The organism is Butyricimonas synergistica DSM 23225 (genome assembly GCF_000379665.1).
Classification (GTDB): Bacteria; Bacteroidota; Bacteroidia; order Bacteroidales; family Marinifilaceae; genus Butyricimonas; species Butyricimonas synergistica.
The window spans coordinates 122874-145166 of the sequence record NZ_KB903372.1 but is presented as its reverse complement, the minus strand read 5'-3'; the positions used below and the strand labels follow the sequence as shown (position 1 = coordinate 145166).

At 45.1% G+C, this 22293-nt stretch carries 15 protein-coding genes and 1 pseudogene; 11 read left to right on the top strand and 5 right to left on the bottom strand.

Translation table 11 applies throughout. The features are described from left to right. The first annotated feature begins 1 nt into the window (after position 1). The 3 genes from A3CY_RS21610 (at position 2) to A3CY_RS0118350 (ending at position 5988) form a co-directional block, all read left to right on the top strand. Complete coding sequence (locus A3CY_RS21610; protein WP_051082761.1) at positions 2-2485, top strand: zinc-dependent metalloprotease; 2484 nt, start codon at positions 2-4, stop codon at positions 2483-2485. Positions 2486-2495: 10 nt separating this feature from the next. After that, on the top strand, positions 2496-4886 hold the full coding sequence (locus A3CY_RS0118355; RefSeq protein WP_169503701.1) for a zinc-dependent metalloprotease: 2391 nt from the start codon (positions 2496-2498) through the stop codon (positions 4884-4886). Between the two features lie 208 nt (positions 4887-5094). Then, positions 5095-5988, top strand: coding sequence for a lysophospholipid acyltransferase family protein (locus tag A3CY_RS0118350; protein WP_018339411.1), 894 nt, complete (start codon positions 5095-5097; stop codon positions 5986-5988). Between the two features lie 151 nt (positions 5989-6139). Here the strand turns inward: A3CY_RS0118350 and A3CY_RS0118340 are convergent, their stop codons facing one another. Together A3CY_RS0118340 and A3CY_RS0118335 are read right to left on the bottom strand one after the other, a co-directional pair. After that, positions 6140-6778, bottom strand: a complete 639-nt coding sequence (locus tag A3CY_RS0118340; protein WP_018339409.1) for a hypothetical protein — start codon at positions 6776-6778, stop codon at positions 6140-6142. A gap of 122 nt (positions 6779-6900) precedes the next feature. After that, entirely contained in the window at positions 6901-7545 is a 645-nt protein-coding gene (locus A3CY_RS0118335; RefSeq protein WP_018339408.1) for a hypothetical protein, read from the bottom strand. A gap of 311 nt (positions 7546-7856) precedes the next feature. Between A3CY_RS0118335 and A3CY_RS21605 the strand changes: the two are divergent. Beyond that, a pseudogene (locus A3CY_RS21605) lies at positions 7857-8739 on the top strand (Rpn family recombination-promoting nuclease/putative transposase). Between the two features lie 83 nt (positions 8740-8822). On the opposite strand, the gene A3CY_RS0118325 reads toward A3CY_RS21605, so the two are convergent. Together A3CY_RS0118325 and A3CY_RS0118320 are read right to left on the bottom strand one after the other, a co-directional pair. After that, entirely contained in the window at positions 8823-9821 is a 999-nt protein-coding gene (locus tag A3CY_RS0118325; RefSeq protein ID WP_018339407.1) for a GGGtGRT protein, read from the bottom strand. A gap of 56 nt (positions 9822-9877) precedes the next feature. Further along, positions 9878-10570: an iron-sulfur cluster assembly scaffold protein gene (locus tag A3CY_RS0118320; protein WP_018339406.1), complete on the bottom strand. Its 693-nt coding sequence runs from the start codon at positions 10568-10570 to the stop codon at positions 9878-9880. A 221-nt stretch (positions 10571-10791) separates the two neighbouring features. Between A3CY_RS0118320 and A3CY_RS0118315 the strand changes: the two genes are divergently transcribed. Both A3CY_RS0118315 and A3CY_RS0118310 read left to right on the top strand, forming a co-directional pair. After that, positions 10792-12189, top strand: coding sequence for an alkaline phosphatase (locus A3CY_RS0118315; protein ID WP_026207864.1), 1398 nt, complete (start codon positions 10792-10794; stop codon positions 12187-12189). Between the two features lie 107 nt (positions 12190-12296). After that, positions 12297-12848 (top strand): RNA polymerase sigma-70 factor, encoded by a 552-nt coding sequence (locus A3CY_RS0118310; RefSeq protein WP_018339404.1) that lies wholly within the window; start codon positions 12297-12299, stop codon positions 12846-12848. Between the two features lie 55 nt (positions 12849-12903). Here A3CY_RS0118310 and A3CY_RS0118305 read toward each other — a convergent pair whose 3' ends face one another. Continuing rightward, positions 12904-14082 carry an OmpA family protein gene (locus tag A3CY_RS0118305; RefSeq protein ID WP_026207863.1) on the bottom strand — a complete coding sequence of 393 codons (1179 nt, stop codon included), beginning with the start codon at positions 14080-14082 and terminating at the stop codon, positions 12904-12906. Between the two features lie 348 nt (positions 14083-14430). Between A3CY_RS0118305 and A3CY_RS0118300 the strand changes: the two genes are divergently transcribed. From A3CY_RS0118300 to A3CY_RS0118280, 5 genes are all read left to right on the top strand, one after another. Beyond that, positions 14431-14946, top strand: a complete 516-nt coding sequence (locus tag A3CY_RS0118300) for a GNAT family N-acetyltransferase (protein WP_018339402.1) — start codon at positions 14431-14433, stop codon at positions 14944-14946. A gap of 156 nt (positions 14947-15102) precedes the next feature. After that, positions 15103-16284, top strand: a complete 1182-nt coding sequence (locus A3CY_RS21600) for a FecR family protein (RefSeq protein WP_018339401.1) — start codon at positions 15103-15105, stop codon at positions 16282-16284. A gap of 257 nt (positions 16285-16541) precedes the next feature. After that, positions 16542-19973, top strand: coding sequence for a SusC/RagA family TonB-linked outer membrane protein (locus A3CY_RS0118290; RefSeq protein WP_018339400.1), 3432 nt, complete (start codon positions 16542-16544; stop codon positions 19971-19973). Positions 19974-19985: 12 nt separating this feature from the next. After that, entirely contained in the window at positions 19986-21509 is a 1524-nt protein-coding gene (locus A3CY_RS0118285; protein WP_018339399.1) for a RagB/SusD family nutrient uptake outer membrane protein, read from the top strand. A 12-nt stretch (positions 21510-21521) separates the two neighbouring features. After that, the gene (locus tag A3CY_RS0118280) at positions 21522-22283 is read left to right on the top strand and encodes a DUF4843 domain-containing protein (RefSeq protein ID WP_018339398.1); all 762 of its coding nucleotides are present in this window, start codon (positions 21522-21524) and stop codon (positions 22281-22283) included. The last annotated feature ends 10 nt before the right edge of the window (positions 22284-22293 follow it).

The window sequence follows — 22293 nt, the reverse complement described above, 5'->3', positions numbered from 1 at the left end:
TATGAAAATTGTATGTAGATTAATAGCATTGACCATATGCTATTTAGGGATGTGTGTGCCTGTACTTTCTGCCCAGGAGAAAGAAAAAGTAGAGGCGGATTCGACGAAACAGAAGGGGTTGCCCGCTATTTCGGAGTTTATCAAGTCCGAGGCGGAAGTGCATGAAGGGATGTTCAACGTGTACGTGCAGGATGATAAGTATTACATGGAAATTCCCGATGATATGATGGAGCGGGAATTTGTATCCATGATTTCCATTATCAAGGGGTCGGAAAATCCGAAGCCGACCCCTACTCAAATGTACGGTTACCCGGGGGATGCCTTGACTCACACGATCATTAGTTTCGAACGGGGACCCAAGGACAAGGTGTTCGTGAAGAAGCCGACTTACGGTTATGCCGTGACGGACACGACGATGGGAATATACAATACGGTAAAGAATGCCAGTTTGATTCCCGTGTTATACGTGTTCGACGTGAAGGCGAAGAGTGACAATTCCCTGTTGTTGGATGTGACAGCAGCTGTGACCGGGGATAATGACTTGTTCTCCTTAAAGGCGTCAGCCAAGAAAATGGGATTGGGATCCTTTCAGGCAGACCGTTCTTATATGACAAAGATCAGTACTTTCAAGAATAATATCATCTTCCGTTCCGTGAAGAGTTACTCGGCGGGTTCGAGAGCGTTGCCGCCCAGTCCGGCATACCCCAAGGGCGGAAGCGAGCCGACGCCTCCCACGCGTTGGGAGATAGGGGTTTCCATTGCCCTGTTGCCGGAAGTGCCCATGCGTCCCCGTTTCGAGGATAGCCGGGTAGGATACTTCGCGTATGGTAAAGTGGATTTCGGGGCGAATCCGTACAAATCGGAGCGTATCAGCATGGTCAGCCGCTGGCGCTTGGAGCCGAAACCCGAGGATATGGAGAAATACAAGCGGGGAGAATTGGTAGAGCCTGTAAAGCCGATCGTGTTCTACATTGACCGGAATACCCCGAAGTTTTTACAGCCTTATTTCGTGGAGGCGGTGAACTTGTGGCAACCCGTGTTCGAGAAAATCGGGTTCAAGAACGCCATTATCGGTAAAATGGCTCCGACACCGGAAGAAGATCCCGACTTTTCTATCGAGGATATCCGTTATTCCGTGATTTCCTACAAGGCGTCATTGGTGGCGAACGCTTATGGTCCGCACATGGCAGATCCCCGTTCGGGAGAGATACTTTGCTCGCATATCGGAATCTTCCACAATGTGATGGCGATGGTACAGCAGTGGTATTTCTGCCAGGCTGCCGCTTCTGATCCCCGGGTGCGCCAGTACCCGATGCCGGAAGAGGCGATCGGCGACGTGATGCGTTTCGTCGTAGCCCACGAGGTGGGACACACCCTCGGGTTGCGCCATAATTTCGGGGCAAGCAGCACGTATCCCGTGGAGAAATTGAGAGATCGGGAATTCGTGAAGAAACACGGGCACACCGCTTCCATCATGGACTACGCGCGTATGAACTATATCGCCCAGCCGGAAGACAAGATCGACACGAAAGATCTGATTCCCGGTATCGGAATGTATGATGAATTTGCCATCGAGTGGGGATATCGTTATTTCCCCGGGATGAAACTGAACGAGGAAACCGCTTATTTGAGAAAATGGGTGAGTGAAAAATACAAGGAAGACCCGAAATACTGGTTCGGAACGGAATTGGATATGTCCGATCCCCGCTGGCAATCCGAGGACTTGGGTGACAATAGCATGAAAGCAAGCGAATACGGTATCAAGAACCTGAAGCTAATCATGAATAATTTGGAAGCGTGGACGAAAGGCGATGACGACGAGGCAACCTACCTGAAAATGATATACAACGGGGTATTGAACCAGTATATGTACTTCGTTACACACGTGCTGAAAAACGTGGCAGGTCGTTACAGTGAAACTCCCTTGCGTTCGGAACCCGGAACGGGCTCCAGCATGGTGGAACTCGAACGCCAGAAAGAGGCGATGGACTTCCTCGCGAAACACGTGTTTAATAAGCCTGACTGGTTATTTGACAAACGTATCACGGGATTGGCAGAAGTCGACGGGTTGAAAACCTGGAGCAGTATCCAGCGTTTCGTGATTCAAAACTTGTTGCCGAAATCTGCATTCCTTACCACTTGCATGGAATTGTACGGGCGTGAAGGGAATTACACTCCCGAGGAATTCTTCCGGGATATGGAAAACGGTATATTCTCCGAGTTGCAAAATGGGGATGGGATTCCTTCTTCCCGCCGTGACCTTCAGATGGAATACATCCGCCAGGTAATGGCGATCACGAATTACTCGGAAGTAAGAAAAACGACCAATCTGTTGACGTTGTTTACCTTGCAAATGGAGCGAGTGGCAAAGGCGGCAGAAGCCTATGCGGCGAAGACACAAGACGAGTCTGCCCGGATGCATGCTAACGCGATCGTGAAAACGATAGGGGCTTGGTTGAAGGGCGAGAAGAATGCTATATATTAAAAGGAAGATTATGATGAGAAGTTATATATTGTTCATTGTATTGTGCCTGCTGGTGTCCTTGCCGGGTATCGGGCAGGAGAAGAAAGCCCCGGAAGAGAAGAAATCTGCCGCGGAAACAAAGAAAGGTCCCGTGCCGTTTGAGAAATTCTTCAAGGAGGGAATGAAGCGGGTGGATGCTATTTTCCCCGTGTACGAGGCGGACGACAAGTATTACATGGAGATTGCCGATGAATATCTGGGAAGGGATATTTTTATCTCCGGTCAGATGTTGAAAGGCATCGGGGTGAGAGCTTCCGGTCAGGAATCTGCCGGGGTGGTATGCTTCAAGAAGGGACCGAAAGATAAACTGTACATGTACAGCGAGTACAATGGCATGGTGGCGTCGGAGAAACAACCCGAATTGGAGCGCATACTGGCGGAGGAAACCCTCTTGCCCGTGGAAGCGGTTTACCCGATCGTGGCTTGGGGAAAGGACTCCGCCGGGGTAATTATAGAGATCACGAACCAGATCAAGGGTGTTGCCGATTGGTACAAACTCTCGGACGAGGGCACGAGTGCCGCACTCAAGGGAAACAAGCAATCCGGCGGGGGCGAGATGATTTTCGTGAACGAGGTATTGAAAAAGCGGAACGGGGTGAAATTCACCTTGACATGGATCGTTGACCAAAACGTGGCGGGAATCGAATGTCACGTGGACTTGTTGCCCGAAAGGCGTATGCGGGTACGCTACGCTGACGAAAGGGTGGGGTACGAAACCTTGAATTACTACGATTTCGGGACGAATCCTTACGGGGTGAAGAAAAGAACCATCGTGACCAAATGGAACCTGGAACCGAAGGACATGAACAGTTACGCCAAAGGCATTCTGACCGAACCGAAGGAACCGATCGTGTTCTATCTGGACGCCTACTTCCCGAAAGAACTGGTCAAATACGCCAAAGAAGGGGTTTTGCAATGGCAGTCCGCTTTCGAGAAAGCGGGATTCAAAAACGCCATTCAGGTAAAAGAGGCGAAGGACGAGGACGAGATGACTTCCGCTCGTGCCGTGATCTCGTACAGTATCAATGCCGGTAGCAACTCCACCTCTTTCGACCGGGATATCCGTACCGGGGAGATACTGGCTTGTAACGTGAACTTGAACCATGTCACGCTGGGTGGCTACTTGGAAACCTATTTCGCCCGCTGTGCCGGCGTGGATCCCCGCGTGGAAAAGAATTACTTCGATCCCCGTGTGGCGGGAGCTATCGTCCGTATGTTCGTGGCAAAACAAGTGGGGATAGCCTTGGGATTGCTTCCCAATTATGCGGGTAGTTATGCGTACACTCCGGCCCAGATCCGTGATCGCGCTTTCGTGAGGAAGAACGGTTTCTCGGCTTCCGTGCTGGATGATTGTTCCTACAACTTTGCGGCACAGCCCGAGGACAAGATGACCACGGATGAGTTAATCGGTAGTAAAGTCGGAGTTTATGACCGTTGGGCTATCGAGTGGGGCTACCGGTGGTTCCCGAACAGTAAAGATGCCAATGCCGACAGAAAGATATTGAAAGATCTGACAGACCGCCGGTTGAAAGACAAGGCACTTCTTTACATGAAGAACACGAGTTATGACCTTCGTGCCCTGCCTTCGGATTTATCTTCGGACAAGATAGAGGCGGCACGCTTGGGAATCTGCAATATGGAGCGTTTTATTAAAAACCTGAACAAGCTCTCCGCCTCTGCCGACAGGAAGAAAGACAATTGGATGGTGTATGCGCAAGGCGGGGCGACGGCTTTAGGGTCGTTGTACCAAAACCTGATATACAAAGTAATGGAAAACATCGGTTGCCGCATGGCTTTGGAAAAAGGGGAAACATTCTCTTCTAAAGAATTGCAACAAAAGACGCTGGCGTTCCTTGCCGAAAACGTATTTGCCGCCCCGCAATCCTGGATGTACGATGAGGTACTTGCCCGGGAATTCGGCGTGGGACCGGAAGCTATTCGTTATGGCTTGCAAGAGATTGTGTTCACGTACTTGTTAAACCCGAAAGTGGTCGGGAATATCGAGTTGGCATCCCGTGTCGAGGGCGAGAAAGCGTATAATCTGATTGAATACTGGCAGGATATACGTCGGCTGCTATTCAAGGATTTTGACAAGAATACAGTTCTTTCCGCTTTCGAGTGCCACACGGAAAATATATTTATCATGTGCTTCATGGACTTGCTGGTGAAGAATGCCGTTCTAACCAACAGCAACAAGTTGTCGACTTACGGGACGAACCTGATCGCTTGGGTGAATGACATTCACGATCAGGCAAAAACATTGTCCGAGCAACACGCCGACAAAACGATGCGGGATCATTACCGTGCCATGATGTACCGCATCGAGCAGGATATGAAACTGATAGCTTCCGTAACGAAATGAGAATTATTGAATGAGGGGGCTTGCCCCGAATGTTTGTGGGCAGGGAGGCGTGTACCCGGGTACACGCCTCCCTTTTTGAGTGCCTTTAATATATGGAAAAAAGTATAAAAGTTGAGTGATTACCGCTAGAAAGCCGATTATTTTCATACCTTTGAGAAACTTGTGGCAGGAAACAAGTCAAAATGCGTGTGAAACTTATTCGTTTTGAATGAAATTATTAGTTACTTTTTGTTCTTACGTGGGGTATGGGATGTTGTGGGGAGTTAGTTTTTTTCCGTTGCGGGTAATGTATTTGGTTACTGACGTACTATTTCTGATACTGTATTATGGCATCCGTTATCGCCGCCGTGTGGTGGACACGAACCTGCGGAATGCCTTCCCCGAGAAAAGCAAAGAAGAACGCCGACGGATCGCCCGGCATTATTACAGGCACTTGTGCGACACCTTTGCCGAGTTCTATAAATTGTGGCATATATCGGAAGCCGAAATCAAGCGGCGTTGCGTGATGGTAAATTTGGACGTCCCGCGCCATTATTTCGAACAGGGACGCAGCGTGATCGCTTTCTCCGGGCATTACGGGAACTGGGAAATGATGTATTCTTATAAACTGTGGGAAAAGGGTATCGAGTTAATCCCGATCTATAAACCGATACACAACAAAATATTCGACCGGATGACGTGCAACATCCGGAGCCGCTTCGGTGCCACCCCTCTGGCGAAGGCGGACACGCTGCGTGTCATGCTGCGAAACCAGAAAGAGGGAAAGATATGTATGACCGGGTTTATCGGCGACCAGACCCCAAACAGGCATTCGCTTAACTTCTGGACTACTTTTCTGAATCAAGACACCCCCGTGATGGAGGGGACGGAACGGATTGCCCGGAAACTGAACCAGCCGGTAGTGTATCTCAACATGAGAAAAGTGAAACGCGGTTATTACCATGCCGAGTTCTACGATTTGTGTGCAAATCCTGGGGATTTGGAACCGGGAGAACTGACCCGTATGCACACCCGTATGCTGGAGAAGTTTATCCGTGAAAATCCCGAGTACTGGCTTTGGTCGCATCGGCGTTGGAAACACAAACGTCCCGCGGAACAATAACGTTATTCCGGTAATCCCATCCGTGCTTGCCCCTTCATGGAAAACGGGCGGAACGTGAACACCCGCAGGGATATCGGGCAAGAGAACCGCATGGTTCTCAATATTTTCGTGAATGTGAACGTGGGGTGAATGGATGTGTCCCCGCTTCTCTTTACTCGTGTTTTACCTCCGTGTATGCCGATCGGGAAGCCCGGGTGTTAAAAGCCGATACCGCGAAGACATAAGCGATGATGCCTTCCGGTTGGAAATCCTCGTGAAGAGGGAAATCTGCTTTGCCGGGATTCCCCCGTTTACCCAGCGGGAAGACTAGGTCGCTTCCTGCCTTTGGGGCGAAAATGGCAAGAAATAAATCGTCCTCGTCTTTTGCCACCGGGGAAAGTGGTTGCCGGAACCATTCGGCATGTATACGCCTTCCCCTGTCGTTGCAGGTTACTGCCACCGTGGGCGGGAGCAGGTTGCCTGTCGAGCAAGTGATGCGCTCGAGGTGAACCGTCACGGCAAGCGTTTCTTCGTCGACTTCCACGGCATTTTGGTTTGTCCCGATAAATAGGGCACGAGCTTTTGCCCACGACACTCCCCGGTACCCTTTCTTCAACGCGTTGTAAAAACCGAGTGACAGGTCGGAAAGCGTGGCAAACCGTATTTGTTGTACCCGTTGCGCGGGCGATTGTTTTTTACTTTTGATGAAAATCTTGGCTCTAGCCACGTTTTTCCCATCGTAATGGCACATGGTCACGTTTCCCACGGAACCCGATGCCTTGTCGAATAAATGTGAATGAAATATTGCCATATTGAATAGAGTTATAAAGTTTATCAAGTTTGTAAGGTTCATAAAGTGGCAATAACAACCCGGTCAACAAAGCAAGTATCACAAGCTTTGTTGACGGTTGCCACTTCACTCCGCACACGGGTTTACTTTAACTGTACGTTGAAGTAAATACTGTTCGTGAATTTGTCTTTCTCTTGGTTCATGAAGAACGCGTAAACGTGTGCTTCCCGCGCGGACGGGTTTTCTAGCGGGATCAAAGTGCGGCCATCTGCACGGGTTGTTCCGGTGTGATCGATTATCTCGACCCGGAAAGGTTCGTTGTCATAGATGACTGCCAATGCCAATTCGTCCTTGTTCCTGCGGTCGCTGCTCCACGGGGTGGTTTCCCAGATCAAGGAAATCATACCTGCCGGGGCTTCCTGTTGCCACATTTGGAAAGGGATTTGTAATGTCCCCAGCGTGAGATGGAGCAGGCGAAAATCACCGGTGGAGTAGTTCGCGTTGTAAGCCTGAAGATTTGTTTGTATGAAAAGATTGTATCCCGATATGATCTCTTTCCGGGTGGCTTCCATGCGCCACGTGTCGTACAGGTACGTTTTCTTTATCGATTGATAAAGCGTGACAACTGCCGCCATACGGGCATTTTGGGCAGCCCGGGTCGCGGAACCGGCGTTACCGTCATACGAGGGCAATGCCCTGCCGAATGTTTTCTTTCCTTTTTGGAATATGACCATTCCCTTGTACTGCCCTTTGGCATCTTTTAGTACTCCTGATTTGATTTCAACCATAACTTTACCTTTAAATATTACCTAATACTCCTCGATCCATCCATTTTGCCTTTTGGAAGGCTTTCTAAAGGTACTGCCGGAAGGAGGCTTTGTCAAGTTAAATTTGCTTTTATTTCGTTAAAACGTGGGCGAAGAGTGGGCGAACTGTAGGCAACGAGTGGGTGATGTCGCCTAAAACCCGCCCAAAACCCGGGCAAAACCCACTCGTGAAGGGAGAATTGGTCGCGGTCAGCGGTATTTCGCCCTCAGTAAAGGATAAAATGGAAAATCGTCAAAAAAATATTATATTTGTGATATAAACAAAGATTGCCATGGGTATAGATTACTTGAAAGAGCGTTACGTGAATCCTTACACCGATTTCGGGTTCAAGCGGTTGTTCGGGGATGAGATTAGTAAAGATTTATTAATCAGTTTTCTCAACGCTTTATTGCACGAGGAACAACACATCGTGGATATTACTTATTTACGAAATGAACATCTGGGATTTCTGGAGAAAGACAGGAAAGCCGTGTTCGATGTTTACTGCGAGAATGACAAAGGGGAGAAGTTTATTGTCGAGATGCAGAAAGCCGAACAACAATTTTTCAAGGATAGAAGCGTGTTCTATTCTACTTTCCCTATACGGGAACAGGCTTTACGGGGAGAATGGGATTATAGTCTGAAGGCTGTTTATACTATAGGTATACTGAATTTTGTTTTTGACGAGGATCGGGAGGACGAGAATTATTATCATCACGAGATTAAATTAATGGATATTAATAAAAAGGAAGTGTTCTATGATAAACTCTCGTTTATTTACCTCGAGATGCCGAAATTCATGAAAACGGAAACGGAACTTGTAACTTTGTTCGACAAGGATGTATGTACTCAAGAATCTCCCCCGGTTAATGGAACGCCCGATTGCTTTGCAAGAACGGATTTTCGAGCGGGTGTTCAGGATTGCGGAGATCGCCAAATTCAATAAAAACGAGCTGGTGGAATACGAGGAGAGTTTGAAAGTTTTCCGGGATATGAACAATGTGATTAACACTGCCGAGTTGAAGGGAGAAATCCGAGGAAGGGCAGAAGGAAGGGCGGAAGGCGAGAGAATGAAAGCTCTTGATATCGCCCGCAATTTGAAAAGCAACGGTTTGTCGATAGAAGATATCGCGAAGTTTACCGGGTTGAATCCGGAAGAAATTTTGAAACTTTAGTACTGGTGCGGGGGGGGGAAAGAAGTCAGGTAATGTTTGATTTACCTGACTCCCGAATGAAAAATTTGTTGAAAACGAGTTTTTTATTTCATCGCTTCCTCGATGGCAACGGCAACGGCAACCGTCGCGCCCACCATCGGGTTGTTACCCATCCCGAGGAATCCCATCATCTCCACGTGGGCGGGGACGGATGAGGAACCGGCGAATTGCGCGTCACCGTGCATGCGGCCGAGCGTGTCGGTGAAGCCGTAGCTGGCGGGACCTGCTGCCATGTTATCCGGGTGAAGGGTACGTCCGGTACCACCCCCGGAAGCCACGGAGAAGTATTCCTTCCCGGTTTCCATGCACTCTTTCTTGTAAGTTCCGGCAACGGGATGCTGGAAACGGGTCGGGTTCGTGGAGTTTCCCGTGATGGAGACGTCCACTCCCTCGTGGCGCATGATGGCAACACCTTCCCGAACATCGTCGGCGCCATAGCATCTCACTTGCGCGCGTTCCCCCTTGGAATAGGCTTTCTCCCGCACGATTTTCAATTCCCCGGTGTAATAGTCAAATTCGGTCTGCACGTAAGTGAAGCCGTTGATACGGGAGATGATCATGGCGGCGTCTTTTCCCAGGCCGTTGAGGATCACTTGCAGCGGTTGCTTGCGTACTTTGTTGGCGGATTTAGCGATGCCGATGGCTCCTTCTGCCGCGGCGAAAGACTCGTGCCCGGCGAGGAACGCGAAGCATTTCGTGTCTTCGCGGAGCAACATGGCGGCAAGATTACCGTGTCCCAGTCCTACCTTGCGGTCGGCGGCAACGGATCCCGGTATGCAGAAGGATTGCAGCCCCTCGCCGATAGCTTCGGCAGCCTCTGCCGCTTTCGTGCATCCTTTCTTGATCGCGATAGCCGCACCTACAACGTAAGCCCATGCCGCATTCTCGAAAGCGATAGGCTGAATCTCTTTACACATCTTGTACGGGTCGATCCCTTTCGCGTCGCAAATCGCCTTTGCCTCGTCGATGTCCTTGATCCCGTAGCTATTTAATACCGCGTTGATTTGATTTATCCGGCGGTCATAACTTTCAAATAAAGCCATAATAATTTTGAATTTAATGATTACAAAGTCGTTTGCGACTTTTTCACTGAATTGATTTATTCTTGCCGCGGGTCAATGTATTTAACGGCTTCCGCGAAACGACCGTAAGAACCTTTCGCTTTGTCCACGGCTTCTTTCGGGTCGATGCCTTTTTTCAGCATGTCGGTGAATTTGCCCAAGTGAATGAACTCGTAGCCGATAACCTCGCCGTCCTCGTCCAGACCCATGCGGGTAACGTAACCTTCTGCCATTTCAAGATAGCGGGTTCCCTTGGCACGAGTGCCGAACATTGTACCTACTTGGCTGCGCATCCCTTTGCCCAAGTCTTCAAGGCTGGCACCGACGGGAAGACCACCCTCGGAGAAGGCGCTTTGGCTGCGTCCGTACACGATCTGCAAAAATAACTCGCGCATGGCGGTATTGATAGCGTCGCAAACCAAGTCCGTGTTCAAGGCTTCCAGTAACGTCTTGCCGGGAAGAATCTCGGATGCCATGGCGGCAGAGTGAGTCATCCCGGAGCAACCGATGGTTTCCACGAGTGCTTCCTCGATGATCCCGTCCTTGATATTCAAGGTCAATTTACACGCTCCTTGTTGCGGCGCGCACCAGCCGATCCCGTGGGTTAATCCTGAAATGTCCTTGATTTCTTTGGAACGAACCCATTTCCCTTCTTCCGGGATAGGAGCCGGACCGTGATTCGGTCCTTTCTTCACAACACACATGTGTTGTACTTCATGTGAGTAAATCATTGTCTTTGTTTTTGATTGATATATTGTTAAATACCTCGTCTAAATGCTAATCGCGGGCAAAATTAACACATTTGTTCCGGATAAAAAATATCTTATAAAACATATAATTGCGCATACGTTTGCATTATAACATATTGGTATATAATATATTATTAAAAGTGCCCGGAAGATTTGGCATTTTGCCCGTTTATGCCTAATTTTGATAAATTAAATAACGAGTGATGAAAAGAGTTTTATTTGTTGGATTGATGTTAGCGTGTTTCCTTGTATTGGCGGGATGCAAGGACGATACCGTGAAAATAAAGTACGTTTTTTATTTCATTGGTGACGGCATGGGGGTGAACCAAGTGAACGGAACGGAAATGTTTCTTGCCGAACTGGATAGCGTGATCGGGGTAAAGGCTTTGAATTTTGCGGGCTTCCCCGTGCGTAATTACGCCACTACTTATTCCGCGTTCAACGGGGTCACGTGCTCGGCTGCCGCGGGAACAGCATTAGCCACGGGCGAGAAAACGAAAAATTACACGATAGGAATGGACCGGGAACGGAAGCAGCCAGTGTACAGTGTCGCTCGAAAAGCCAAAGATGCCGGGCGCAGGGTTGGGATTATTACCAGCGTGGGGATGAATCATGCCACGCCTGCCGCCTTTTATGCCCACCAGCCGAGCCGGACGATGTACTTCGAGATCGGAAAGGATGCCGCTGTCGCCGGGTTTGACTTGTACGGGGGAGGGGGAATCATACGGGCGGTTTCCCCGAATGATTCGTTGAATCTTTACCGGGTACTGGAAGGGGCGGGTTACGTGATTACCCGTGGAGATAAGATGTTCCGGGAGAAAGCGGGAGAGGCGGCGAAGGTTGTCATGTTACAAGAGGGAGAGAAGTCGACGCTTCCTTATGCCATTGATCGAGGCAAAGAAGATTTGACATTGGCACAGATGACTGCCGGGGCGATCGGTTATTTGAACCGGGGTGACGAGGGATTCTTTCTGATGGTAGAGGGCGGTCTGATCGATTACGCTTGCCACGTGAATGATGCCGCGACAGCGTTCCGGGAAACGGTGGATTTTGCCGATGCAATCCGGGAGGCGATTCAGTTTTACACGAAACATCCGGACGAAACTTTGATTGTTGTTACCGCCGATCACGAAACGGGAGGGATTGTTCTTGGTGACGGGTCATATGAATTGAATCTAAAAATACTGGGGAACCAAAAAATATCGTTGGAACGGTTGACGGGAAAAATAAAAGAGATGCGTAAAACAAAAAATAATAAAGTGAGTTGGGAAGAAGTAAAAGCCGTTTTGTCCGAGAATCTCGGTTTCTGGAAGGAAGTTGTTTTGTCGGAAGAAAATGAGCGGCGGTTGAAAGAGTGTTATGTAAAAACGTTTTCCGGGCAAGAGGTGGAAATGGTAAAAAATCTTTATTCCGAGGATGAACCGATAGCTATATTGGGGGTGCGTGTTTTGAACGATATGGCTAGGGTGAAGTGGGCGAGTGGCGGACATTCGGCAGGCGTGGTACCCGTGTATGCCACTGGTAGCGGGGCAGAGTGCTTTCAAGGACGTTTGGATAACACGGATATTCCTAAGGTTATCATTGAATTAGCAGGATATTAAAACGGTATTGATGTTTTTTCTTTTTTGTTACGATTAATTAATTAGGCTTTTCTCGCTGGAATTGATTTCTTTACTGAGTTTTAGTAGCATGGAAAAATGTAAGTAAGATGGCAAGAAGTGACGTGCGAACAACAAGTGATAAAGTGAATGATGTGGAACTAGTATTTAAAGAATATTACGGTTCTTTGTGTTATTTTGCTTCCAAGTATTTGCAAGACGAGGAGGTGATCGAGGATATCGTGCAAGATATATTTATTACTTTGCTGGAGAGAAAGACTCAATTCCAATCTGAAACTCATTTAAAGAATTTTTTATACCTTTCCGTCCGTAATGGTTGTTTGAACCATATGCGTAACTTGCGGTCGCGGGATAGATATATCGCTTCGTTAGCCCGTGAAGAACAGGAGGAGTCTTTTGAGGAGAATATCATCTTGGCGGAAGTCCATCGTGAATTGGCTACCGCTGTGGGCAAATTGCCGGAAGAATGCCGCAAAGTGTTTGAACTCTGCTATTTTCAAGGGCTTGATAACGAGAGTGCCGCCAAAGAGCTAGGGGTGAGTATTAATACTGTTAAGGCACAAAAAGCCCGCGGGAAAAAGATACTGAAAGAGAGCCTGAAAGACCTTATGCCGCTTTTTTTCTACTTTTTTATGGGATGAGCAAAAAAAAGAGGCTGTCCTCCAGCCCCTTTTTTGTTTTAAAAACAGATTAGGTCTATTCTATGATAACAACGCGGTTTAATTCAACCTCTCCTTTGTAAAGATTTGCAACACCGCCTTTACCGATAACTTCCAATTGTTTTGCATCTACCCCGTATGTCTTGATTAAAGCGTCAGCCACGTTTTGTGCGCGTTTTTCGCTTAATTTCTGGTTGAACTCGGCGCTACCGGTAGCTTTGTCTGCGTAACCGATAACCTTGTAAACTTGTCCCGGGTTACTCTTGATGAGGTTAGCGTAGTATTCCAAGTTAATCAACTCTTTTTTCGTGAGGTTGGCTTTGTTTATCTTGAAGAAAATAGCCAAAGGCGCGTTCTTGATAGTTTTTGCTTTGTTTTTCTCTGCTTCCAGATCTTTGCGAGCTTGGTTTAACTCGTCTTGCAAGCGGTCTGCACGACGGATTTGTTCTGCCAATTTAGCTTCTGCCGCACTCAACATTTCTGGGGAAACACCGGTGTAAATTGTTTCAGCTTTTTTCTCTCTTCTAAAATTGCGTTGTTTGAATTTGTAGGTAACACCCACAGAAACTCCCAGAATGCCTTCTCCCTTGCATCCGCCTACTTCTCCGTCAAATGCTTGCGGTACGAGGCTACCTTTGATTTCCACGTTAACATCGAAGGCGTCCGTTAAACGCATTTTATTGATTAATCCTGCTGTAAACATGAATTTCGTGTTGTCCACGGAAGAACAACCATGGATCATTCCGAAACCGGCAAAGGGTACTGCCTCGTAAAAACGGTCGCTACGGTATCCTCCAATCCAGTTTGACAAGTTGAGCAACCCGTCCACGTGCAGATTGAATTGTTGCCATTTTTGTTTGTAGTAGCCATTTTTAAGGACACCTTTAGCGTAAATGTTTTCAGCGTTTGCCGTTGCACCTTTTAACGTGAATCCACCTACTTGAACTCGAGCTCCGATTGTTGGTAATACCCATTTTCCAACTGATAGGTCAAAAGCCGGAGTCAAACGTTTCCCGAAACTAGCTTTACTATCACTCTCCCCGAAGTAAATTTGTCCCCCGAAGTTAAAGGATGTGAACCAATTGTCCCAAAAACCGTTGGTGACGAAACCACTCCAAGCCTTGCCTTTTTCTGTTCCCAAGTTGTTACTTTCATTTTGGGCACTAGCCCAAAGAGGCAATGCAGCGATGCATAACAAAATAAATACTCTTTTCATACAATATTGGTTAATTTGTGAATGGGATAATCATTTAGAATGAATAAAATCATACCCCTTTTAATTCAAAAATAATAGTTTTTTCGTGGTGCAAATATACAGTATTTTCATTTATAATACATTTATATTTTATATTTTTCGAATTGCGTCATTTACATGGGCTTGCTTGCGCTTTTCGTTGATATCCAATATGAAAGAAATAGATATTTTGAATTAAATTATATGCAAAGTGTTAAAATTGCCACTATATAGTATTGTAATTGGATATATTTTTTGTTGTAAATATTCATGTCGGATTGATTTTTTCCCGGAAAAATTAATTTTGTGGTAAAATAATGAAGTTTAAATATGGTACTAGAAACAAAAAGATTGGTTTTGAGAGAACTTGTTCAAGAAGATTTTGATGACGTGTGTAAATTATTGCAGGATCCTGTAGTGATGTATGCTTACGAGGGGGCTTTTAACGAGCGGGAAGTGCAAGAGTGGTTGGATAAGCAATTCCGGAGATATGCCAATGATGGTTTCGGGTTGTGGGGAGTAGTGGAGAAGAGTTCCGGGGTGCTGATCGGGCAATGTGGTGTTACTTTGCAGGAATTTGACGGGAAACAGGTTCCGGAAGTCGGTTACCTGTTTAGAAAAGAGTTTTGGCACAGGGGATACGCCACGGAGGCGGCTGCTGCTTGCAAAGAATATGCCTTTGAAAAACTTGGTTTTGATAAGGTTTATTCAATTATACGGGATACTAATATTGCCTCTCAAAATGTAGCTTTACGGAACGGGATGAAAAAAGAGGCGGTTTTCGTGAAGCATTACCGGAATGTTGATATGCCGCATTTCGTCTATTGCGTACTTAAAAATGAATGAGTTTATTTTGTTTGTCTATTCATTTTAAGGTATGCGGGAATTAGGAATCGGGCAAAATGCTTGTTACCGTGGGGGTGGGGGCAAGAATGATTTTTTTTAGAAAAAAAATGCGATTCCGTTTAATCCTTTTTGTGAGGGGTCGTGTATTAATAGTGTATGAAAAATAAAGAAGAAATATATCAGTATGAAATTGCCGCTTTAATACTGGCGTATTTGCGGAATGAAATTGATGATGAGGGACGGAAAAAACTCGATTCATGGTTGAGCGAGTCCGCTTCTCACGAGGTTCTTCTTGCTCGGGTACGGGACGAGGAGTTACAAATGGAGGCCATCCGTAAGATATTATCTTATGATGCCAACAAGGCATGGATGGAAGTGACTCGGAAAGTAGCTCGTCGCCGCAGAAGGAGAGTAGGAATAATATACAGGATTGCAGCTTCTGTTGTGGTAGTGTTAGGTGTTTCTCTTGCGCTGTGGATGAACCGGAATGAAAAAGTGAACACGAATAAAGTCGTGGAGGTCGCACAAGTTGCCGAGATCGTCCCGGGACGCCCGATGGCGACGTTGACCGTGGCTTCCGGTGCGGTTTACCAGTTAGATACGTTGAATAACGTGGCGTTATCTTCTGCGCTGGCAGCAAACAATGGCAAGGAAGTGATTTTCACGGATCTTCAAGGGCGTGATTCTTTGGTGGAAGTACAATATAACAAGATTGAAATTCCCCGGGGAGGAGAATATAAAATCACCTTGAGTGATGGAACGCATGTATATTTGAATTCACAGACAGTGCTCCGTTTCCCGGAAAGCTTCGCGAATAGCGAACAACGTGTGGTGTATCTTTCCGGAGAGGCTTATTTCGAGGTGGCAAAAAACGCAACCAAACCTTTTATCGTGTGTTGTAAGAATTATAACGTGAAGGTGTTGGGAACCTCGTTTAACGTGAATGACTACGAGGATGAGAGTGATTCCAAAACCACGTTGGCATCCGGGAAAGTGGAGATCAGCATGAACGGTCGTCAGACGGTCTTGAAGCCGGGGCAACAAGCTGTGATTAAAGCTGGGTGGGTGGATGTGAAGGAAGTCGACGTGGAAGTGTACACAACTTGGATGCACGAGAATTTCCGTTTCCAAAGCGAGACAGTGGAAGAGATAATGAAAAAGTTAGCCAGATGGTATAATATAGATGTGGTTTACTTGGGTGAGTCCGTGAAAGGTTATCACTTTACGGGTTATTTGCCTCGGTATGCTGATATTTCAAAGGTGTTGGATTTATTGAGTTTAACGACAAAAATTAAATTTGAATTGAAAGGTAAAACAATTATGGTGATGGAAAGATAGTGTAAAATAAAGCCGAAGCTGCAACTCCGGCTTTATAAATGTGTACTAAAAATAAACCCAAAAGGGATTTGACAAATATACACGATTTTTTTTCTAAAACCAAGCTGAAATGTATTTTATGTGGTGAATTTTCACTGCAAGTGCGTGTAGTATTTTTTAATAAACATCAATTACTTGAACATGGGGGGTAATTCTCAGAGTTTTACCCACTTGTTTCAAGTGAAAGAGTACTAAAAATGACCTAAATAAATTTATCAATGAAAAGTAGAGTTAAAAATTGCGTGTTCGGTTGCGGAAAGCGGTCGTTAGCCTGCAAGCTAATGATGGTGATGCTGCTACTTACACATTTTGCGTTTTCGAGCGGAAATGCGTTTAGCCAACAGAACATTACTGTTCAGTTTGAGCAACAGCCTTTAAGTGAAGTCTTGCGTGTTTTAAAACAAAAGACGAATTACGAATTCTTGTATAACGACGAGGAAATCAAAGGGATCACGGGAATTACCCGTTCATTCACGAATGCCTCGGTGCAAGAGGTTTTGACGGCTTGTCTGGCAGGAACTAAGTATAGCTTTAAGATTGTCGACAATCTGATCGTGATTACTCCCGATGACGAAAAGAAAGAGGAGGTGAAGAAGATAACCGTGAAAGGAAAAGTCGTTGACGAGAAAGGAGAGATGCTTCCCGGGGTGACAGTTCTTTTGAAAGGTACAACTGTCGGAGTCGTTACCGATATTGACGGGAAATTCAAAATTGAATTACCGAAACGGGATACGATGATACTGGTTTTCACTTTTGTGGGAATGAAGTCGCATGAGTTGAACGTGGGTAAGGTGAAAGATTTGAGTAAAGAGATTTCTATTAAGATGCTGCCTGATACAGAAGCTTTGGATGAAGTGGTGGTGACTGGTTATGCGAATGTGAGAAAAGAGAGTTTTACCGGTAGTTCAGTTACCGTGAAAAGAGACCAATTGCTGAAAGCTTCTGCAACTAATGTAATTCAGGCACTGCAATCGTTTGATCCTTCTTTTCGTATTCAGAGAAGCAACCAGTGGGGATCGGATCCTAATATGGTTCCCGAGATATATATTCGTGGACGTTCAGGTATAGGAGTCAAAGCGTTGGAACAAGATGCATTGTCAAAATCCGCATTGGAGAATAATCCTAATCTTCCGACTTTTATCATGGATGGTTTTGAGGTTAGTGTACAGAAAGTGTACGATATGGATCCGAATAGAGTAGAAACCATTACTTTGTTGAAGGATGCTGCTGCAACTGCTATGTATGGTTCTCGTGCGGCTAATGGTGTAGTTGTAATCACGACGAGGGCTCCGAAACCGGGAGAGGTAACGATTTCGTATAATTTAACGGGGACGTTGTCTATGCCTGATTTGTCTGATTATAATTTGTCTAATGCCAGAGAAAAGTTGGATATAGAAAAAAGAGCCGGTATTTATACCACAGACTATTTCAATAGTATTTATGATGCGGAGATCGCGTACAATAAGAGATTAGCTCGGGTAGAGGAAGGCGTGAATACCGATTGGATGTCTATTCCTTTGCGTAATGCTGTAAACCATAAACACAGTCTCTCTATTGAGGGTGGTAATTCGGATTTGCGTTACAATTTAGAGTTAGGTTACACGGGGAACAACGGAGTTATGAAAGGATCTTATCGTGAAAATGTGGATCTTGGCTTTACCGTGGATTGGCGATTGAAAGATAAATTGCAGGTATTGAATAAAGTTACTTACACCTATACGGATGCGACGGAATCCCCTTACGGTAGTTTTTCCGATTATGCACATTTGCAACCGTATGACCGTCCTTATGATAAAAATGGCGTTTTGGTGAAAGAGCTTGAGTTCTCTCAAGCTAAAGGATCCAGTAGCTTCTTGAATAACCCTTTGTACGAGGCAAAGTTGAATAATTACAACTTTGACAAAACGGATGAGTTTATCGATCAGTTTATGTTTCAATGGTTCTTTTCCGATGCATTCACGTTTAAAGGACAATTAGCTGTAACGAAATCTATTGGTAATGGCGAGCGTTTTATTGACCCGAAATCATCTAACGCTACGGCTTTGACGAATTCCAGCAATTCCACCAATACGACGTTGTTAGGTGATCTTTATGTGGATCGGAGTGATATGACAAAATGGGATACGCAGTTTGCTGTTTATTTTGCCAAAGCATTCGGATTGCATAATTTAAATGCTTCTGCAACGATCAATGCAATGTCAACCAAGACGGAGTCAACTTCTTCACATTATAGAGGGTTCCCGTCTGGGGAGTTCCATTCTCCTAATTATGCTGCCGAGATTTACCGTAAACCGACCAAAACAGAGAGTGTTCGCCGTTTGCTGGGATTCCTGTTGAGCGCTAACTACACGTGGAATGATATTTATTTAGCAGACCTGTCTATCCGTTTTGATGGTTCTTCCGAGTTCGGTTCCGATCAAAAATGGGCTCCTTTCTGGTCCGGAGGTGTGGGTATTAATATTCACAATTACGGATTTTTGAAAGATAACGCTTGGATTGATCAGTTGAAAATACGTGTTTCATACGGTCAAACGGGTAAGGTTAATTTCCCTTCCTATGCAGCCAAGACTGTTTTCCAGACTTATGACCGTTGGTATGTGACCGGATTTGGTGTAAACTTAAAAGCTTTAGGAAATACGGATCTGAAATGGGAAACTACTAATAAATTGAATATTGGTACGGATTTGCAGTTCTGGAATGAAAGAATTTCGTTGAATTTTGATTATTACCATAACAAGACAGTAGATTTGATCACGGATGTCACTTTGCCTTCTTCTTCCGGTTTTACTTCTTATAAAGACAATTTGGGTGAAACTTTGAACGAGGGATTTGATATCCAAGTGCGTTTTGACGTGTATAAGACAAAAGATTGGAACGTGTCTTTGTGGGGTAATTTGAACCATAACACGAATAAGATCTTGAAAGTATCCGATGCTTTGCGGGCTTATAACGAGCAAGTAAATGATTACTACGAGGAAGCAGAAGATCGTCAGGATGGAAATAATCCTATATGGAATGCGGAATACTCCAAGCCGATTATGAAATATGAAGAGGGTGCTTCTTTGACTTCTATTTTTGCCGTTCGTTCTTTAGGTATCGATCCTGTGACCGGAAAAGAGTTGTTCTTGAATAGAGATGGCTCTATTTCCAATACATGGGCGGCTTTGCAGGAGGTGCGCGTAGGAGATACCGAACCTAAGGCAAGTGGATCTTTCGGAGTGAATCTCGTTTACAAGAATTTGTCTTTGTTTGCTTCATTCAGTTATGACTGGGGAAAACAGACTTATAATGAAACTTTGGTTAATGAGGTCGAAAATGCCGATATTCAGTATAGCAATGTTGACCGTCGCGTATTGACAGATCGTTGGCAAAACCCGGGGGATATTGCCCCGTTGAAGGATATCAAAGATATCAAATCGGTAACGATGCCGACCTCTCGTTTTGTGCAGGATGACAATGAATTGTCTTTGAGTGCTCTTACGTTAAGTTATGATTTTAACACGGAATTTGTCAAGAAACTTCGTTTGCAGAGATTGCGTTTTGAACTAAGTTCAAATGATCTTTTCCGGATTTCTACAGTAAGACAAGAACGCGGTACGAGTTATCCGTTTGCGCGGAGTGTGAATTTTTCGTTACGGGCAACGTTTTAAAAATTAGATGCGATGAGAAAATATAAATTATTGTTTTTATTATTGATATCACTGTCCACAATTTCTTGTGACGGGTGGTTGGATGTAAAACCGCAAGATGAAATAGACGAAAAGGATCTGTTTGCGAACGGGGATGGATATCGTCATTTGTTGAACGGAATTTATTATGGTTTGTCAAACTCGAGTTTGTATGGTCGGGAATTGACGTGGGGAATTGTTGATGCTTTGGGGCAATGTTTTGATTTTGATAACACTACTTCTGAGACTGCTGGGTGGTTGGGCAGGTATGGTGCTACCGATTATCAATGGGAGCATTATCAATTGAAACCTGCTATCGAAACGATGTGGGAAAATTCTTATAAAATGGTAGCCAATTGTAATAATTTAGTTCAGAATATTGCGAATGAAGATCCAGAGAAATTTTATTACAAGGAAAGAGAAAAGAGTGAGATTTGGGGTGAAGCATTGGCTCTTCGTGCAGCAATACAATTAGATATGGTACGTCTTTTTGCCGCCTCTCCTGCAATGGGAGCAGAGAAGAATAATGTATATATTCCTTATGTTTCAGAGTATCCCTCGTATGTTTCCAAACGTTTGACCGCGGATAGTTGTTTGAGCCTTATTATCAAAGACTTGGAAGATGCTCGGGCTTTACTTTGGAAGGCAGATTCGGGTAGAACTTTCGATGTTCGTTTGCGTTTTGAGAACAATACCTTGGGAGAAACTCTCTTTGTTGATTATAAAAGAGGTTATCGATTAAATTATTATGCCGCTACGGCTATTTTGGCAAGAGCTTGTCTATATGCCCAGAAGCCTGAAAAGGCGTACACGTATGCGAAAGAGATTATCACTTACCAAGATAAGACAAATGCTTTCAGGTTTTATGACCAAACGAGATACGGGGATAAGAAATTTTATTCCGATATCCTTTGGGGATTAGAGTCTTTGGATTTGATAGAGTATGTTAATGCTATAAATGATTTGACAAATCCGGATTCATACTACCATCGCTATATAATGGTGGCAAATGTTAAAGATAACTATTTCCAAGGCGATATAACATCATCCGGATGTAATGATCTGCGTTACAAGCATTGGATGTATGATTACGGAATCGGGACGGAGTACCGTTTTACGAAGTATGAGAAATATGACAATGAAGATCGGACTCAGGCTAAAATTAATAATTACTTGGTCCCGATGGTACGTATGAGTGAGGTGTATTATATTGCGGCAGAGGCTATTTACAAGAGTAATTTGGAAGAAGCTAAGGGGTATCTTCGTAAAGTGAAATCAGGTCGCGGCTTACGAGCTTCAGATGCTTCCATGTTAAATTTAGATAATGCCGATGAGAGCAATTTCATATCCGTACTGATGAATGACGCCCGGAGAGAATGGTTGGGAGAGGGACAAATCTTTTTCATGTACAAGCGTTTAAAAGAAAGTATTCCTGCTGTAAGATCTGGAAATGTCATTCCTATAGATGCTGAACATGCAATTTTGCCGGTACCTGATTCTGAAACTAATTTGAACTAAAAGAATATTGAAATGAAAAAAGTATATGTATTATCAATTATATTGGTTCTATTCGTTTTTGGAGCTTGTTCCGAAAAGGGGATAGCAACGTTCTCGGGGGATCTCGTTTACATTTCGTTCACGAAAGATGCTTCGGCAGACAGTATGATTTATAGTTTTAAAACTTATCCGAGTGGAGAAATTGTGGCAAAAATTCCGGTTCGGGTTCGTGGACATTGGCTGACCGAGTCTCGTGAGTTTACCGTTTCGGCACATCCTGATTCTACCACATTGCCGGAGAGCGCTTATGAATTGCCGACGAAATGTGAATTTGCCCCCGGACAGGAAATAGACACAATTGAAATTAAATTTTTCAATAATTTCGAGGATTTGAAAAATAAGAGTTATCGTTTGTTCTTACGAATTGATGAAACCGATCGCGTAAAGCAAGGGGAATACGCTTACCGGATAGCGAAATTCTATGTTTCAGATCGGTTGGAGATACCGGAATGGTGGAGTCGTAATGATAATACGGAGTATAATCCTTATAATATTGTAGAAGAGGTGTACTTGGGAAAATATTCAGAGAAAAAGTATCAATTGTTCTTGGATCGTTTAGCAGAAGATAATGCTTCATTGGAGGGTGATGATATGGTGATGATCAAAAAATATGCTTTACGATTGAAATATTGGCTAGAAGATTTTAATAACGATCCGGCGAATATTGCTTCCGGAGCAGCTCCGATGTGGGATGAAGATAACAATCAACTGATGCAAGTTCCTGTTGCCGGTTAATAAAAATAGA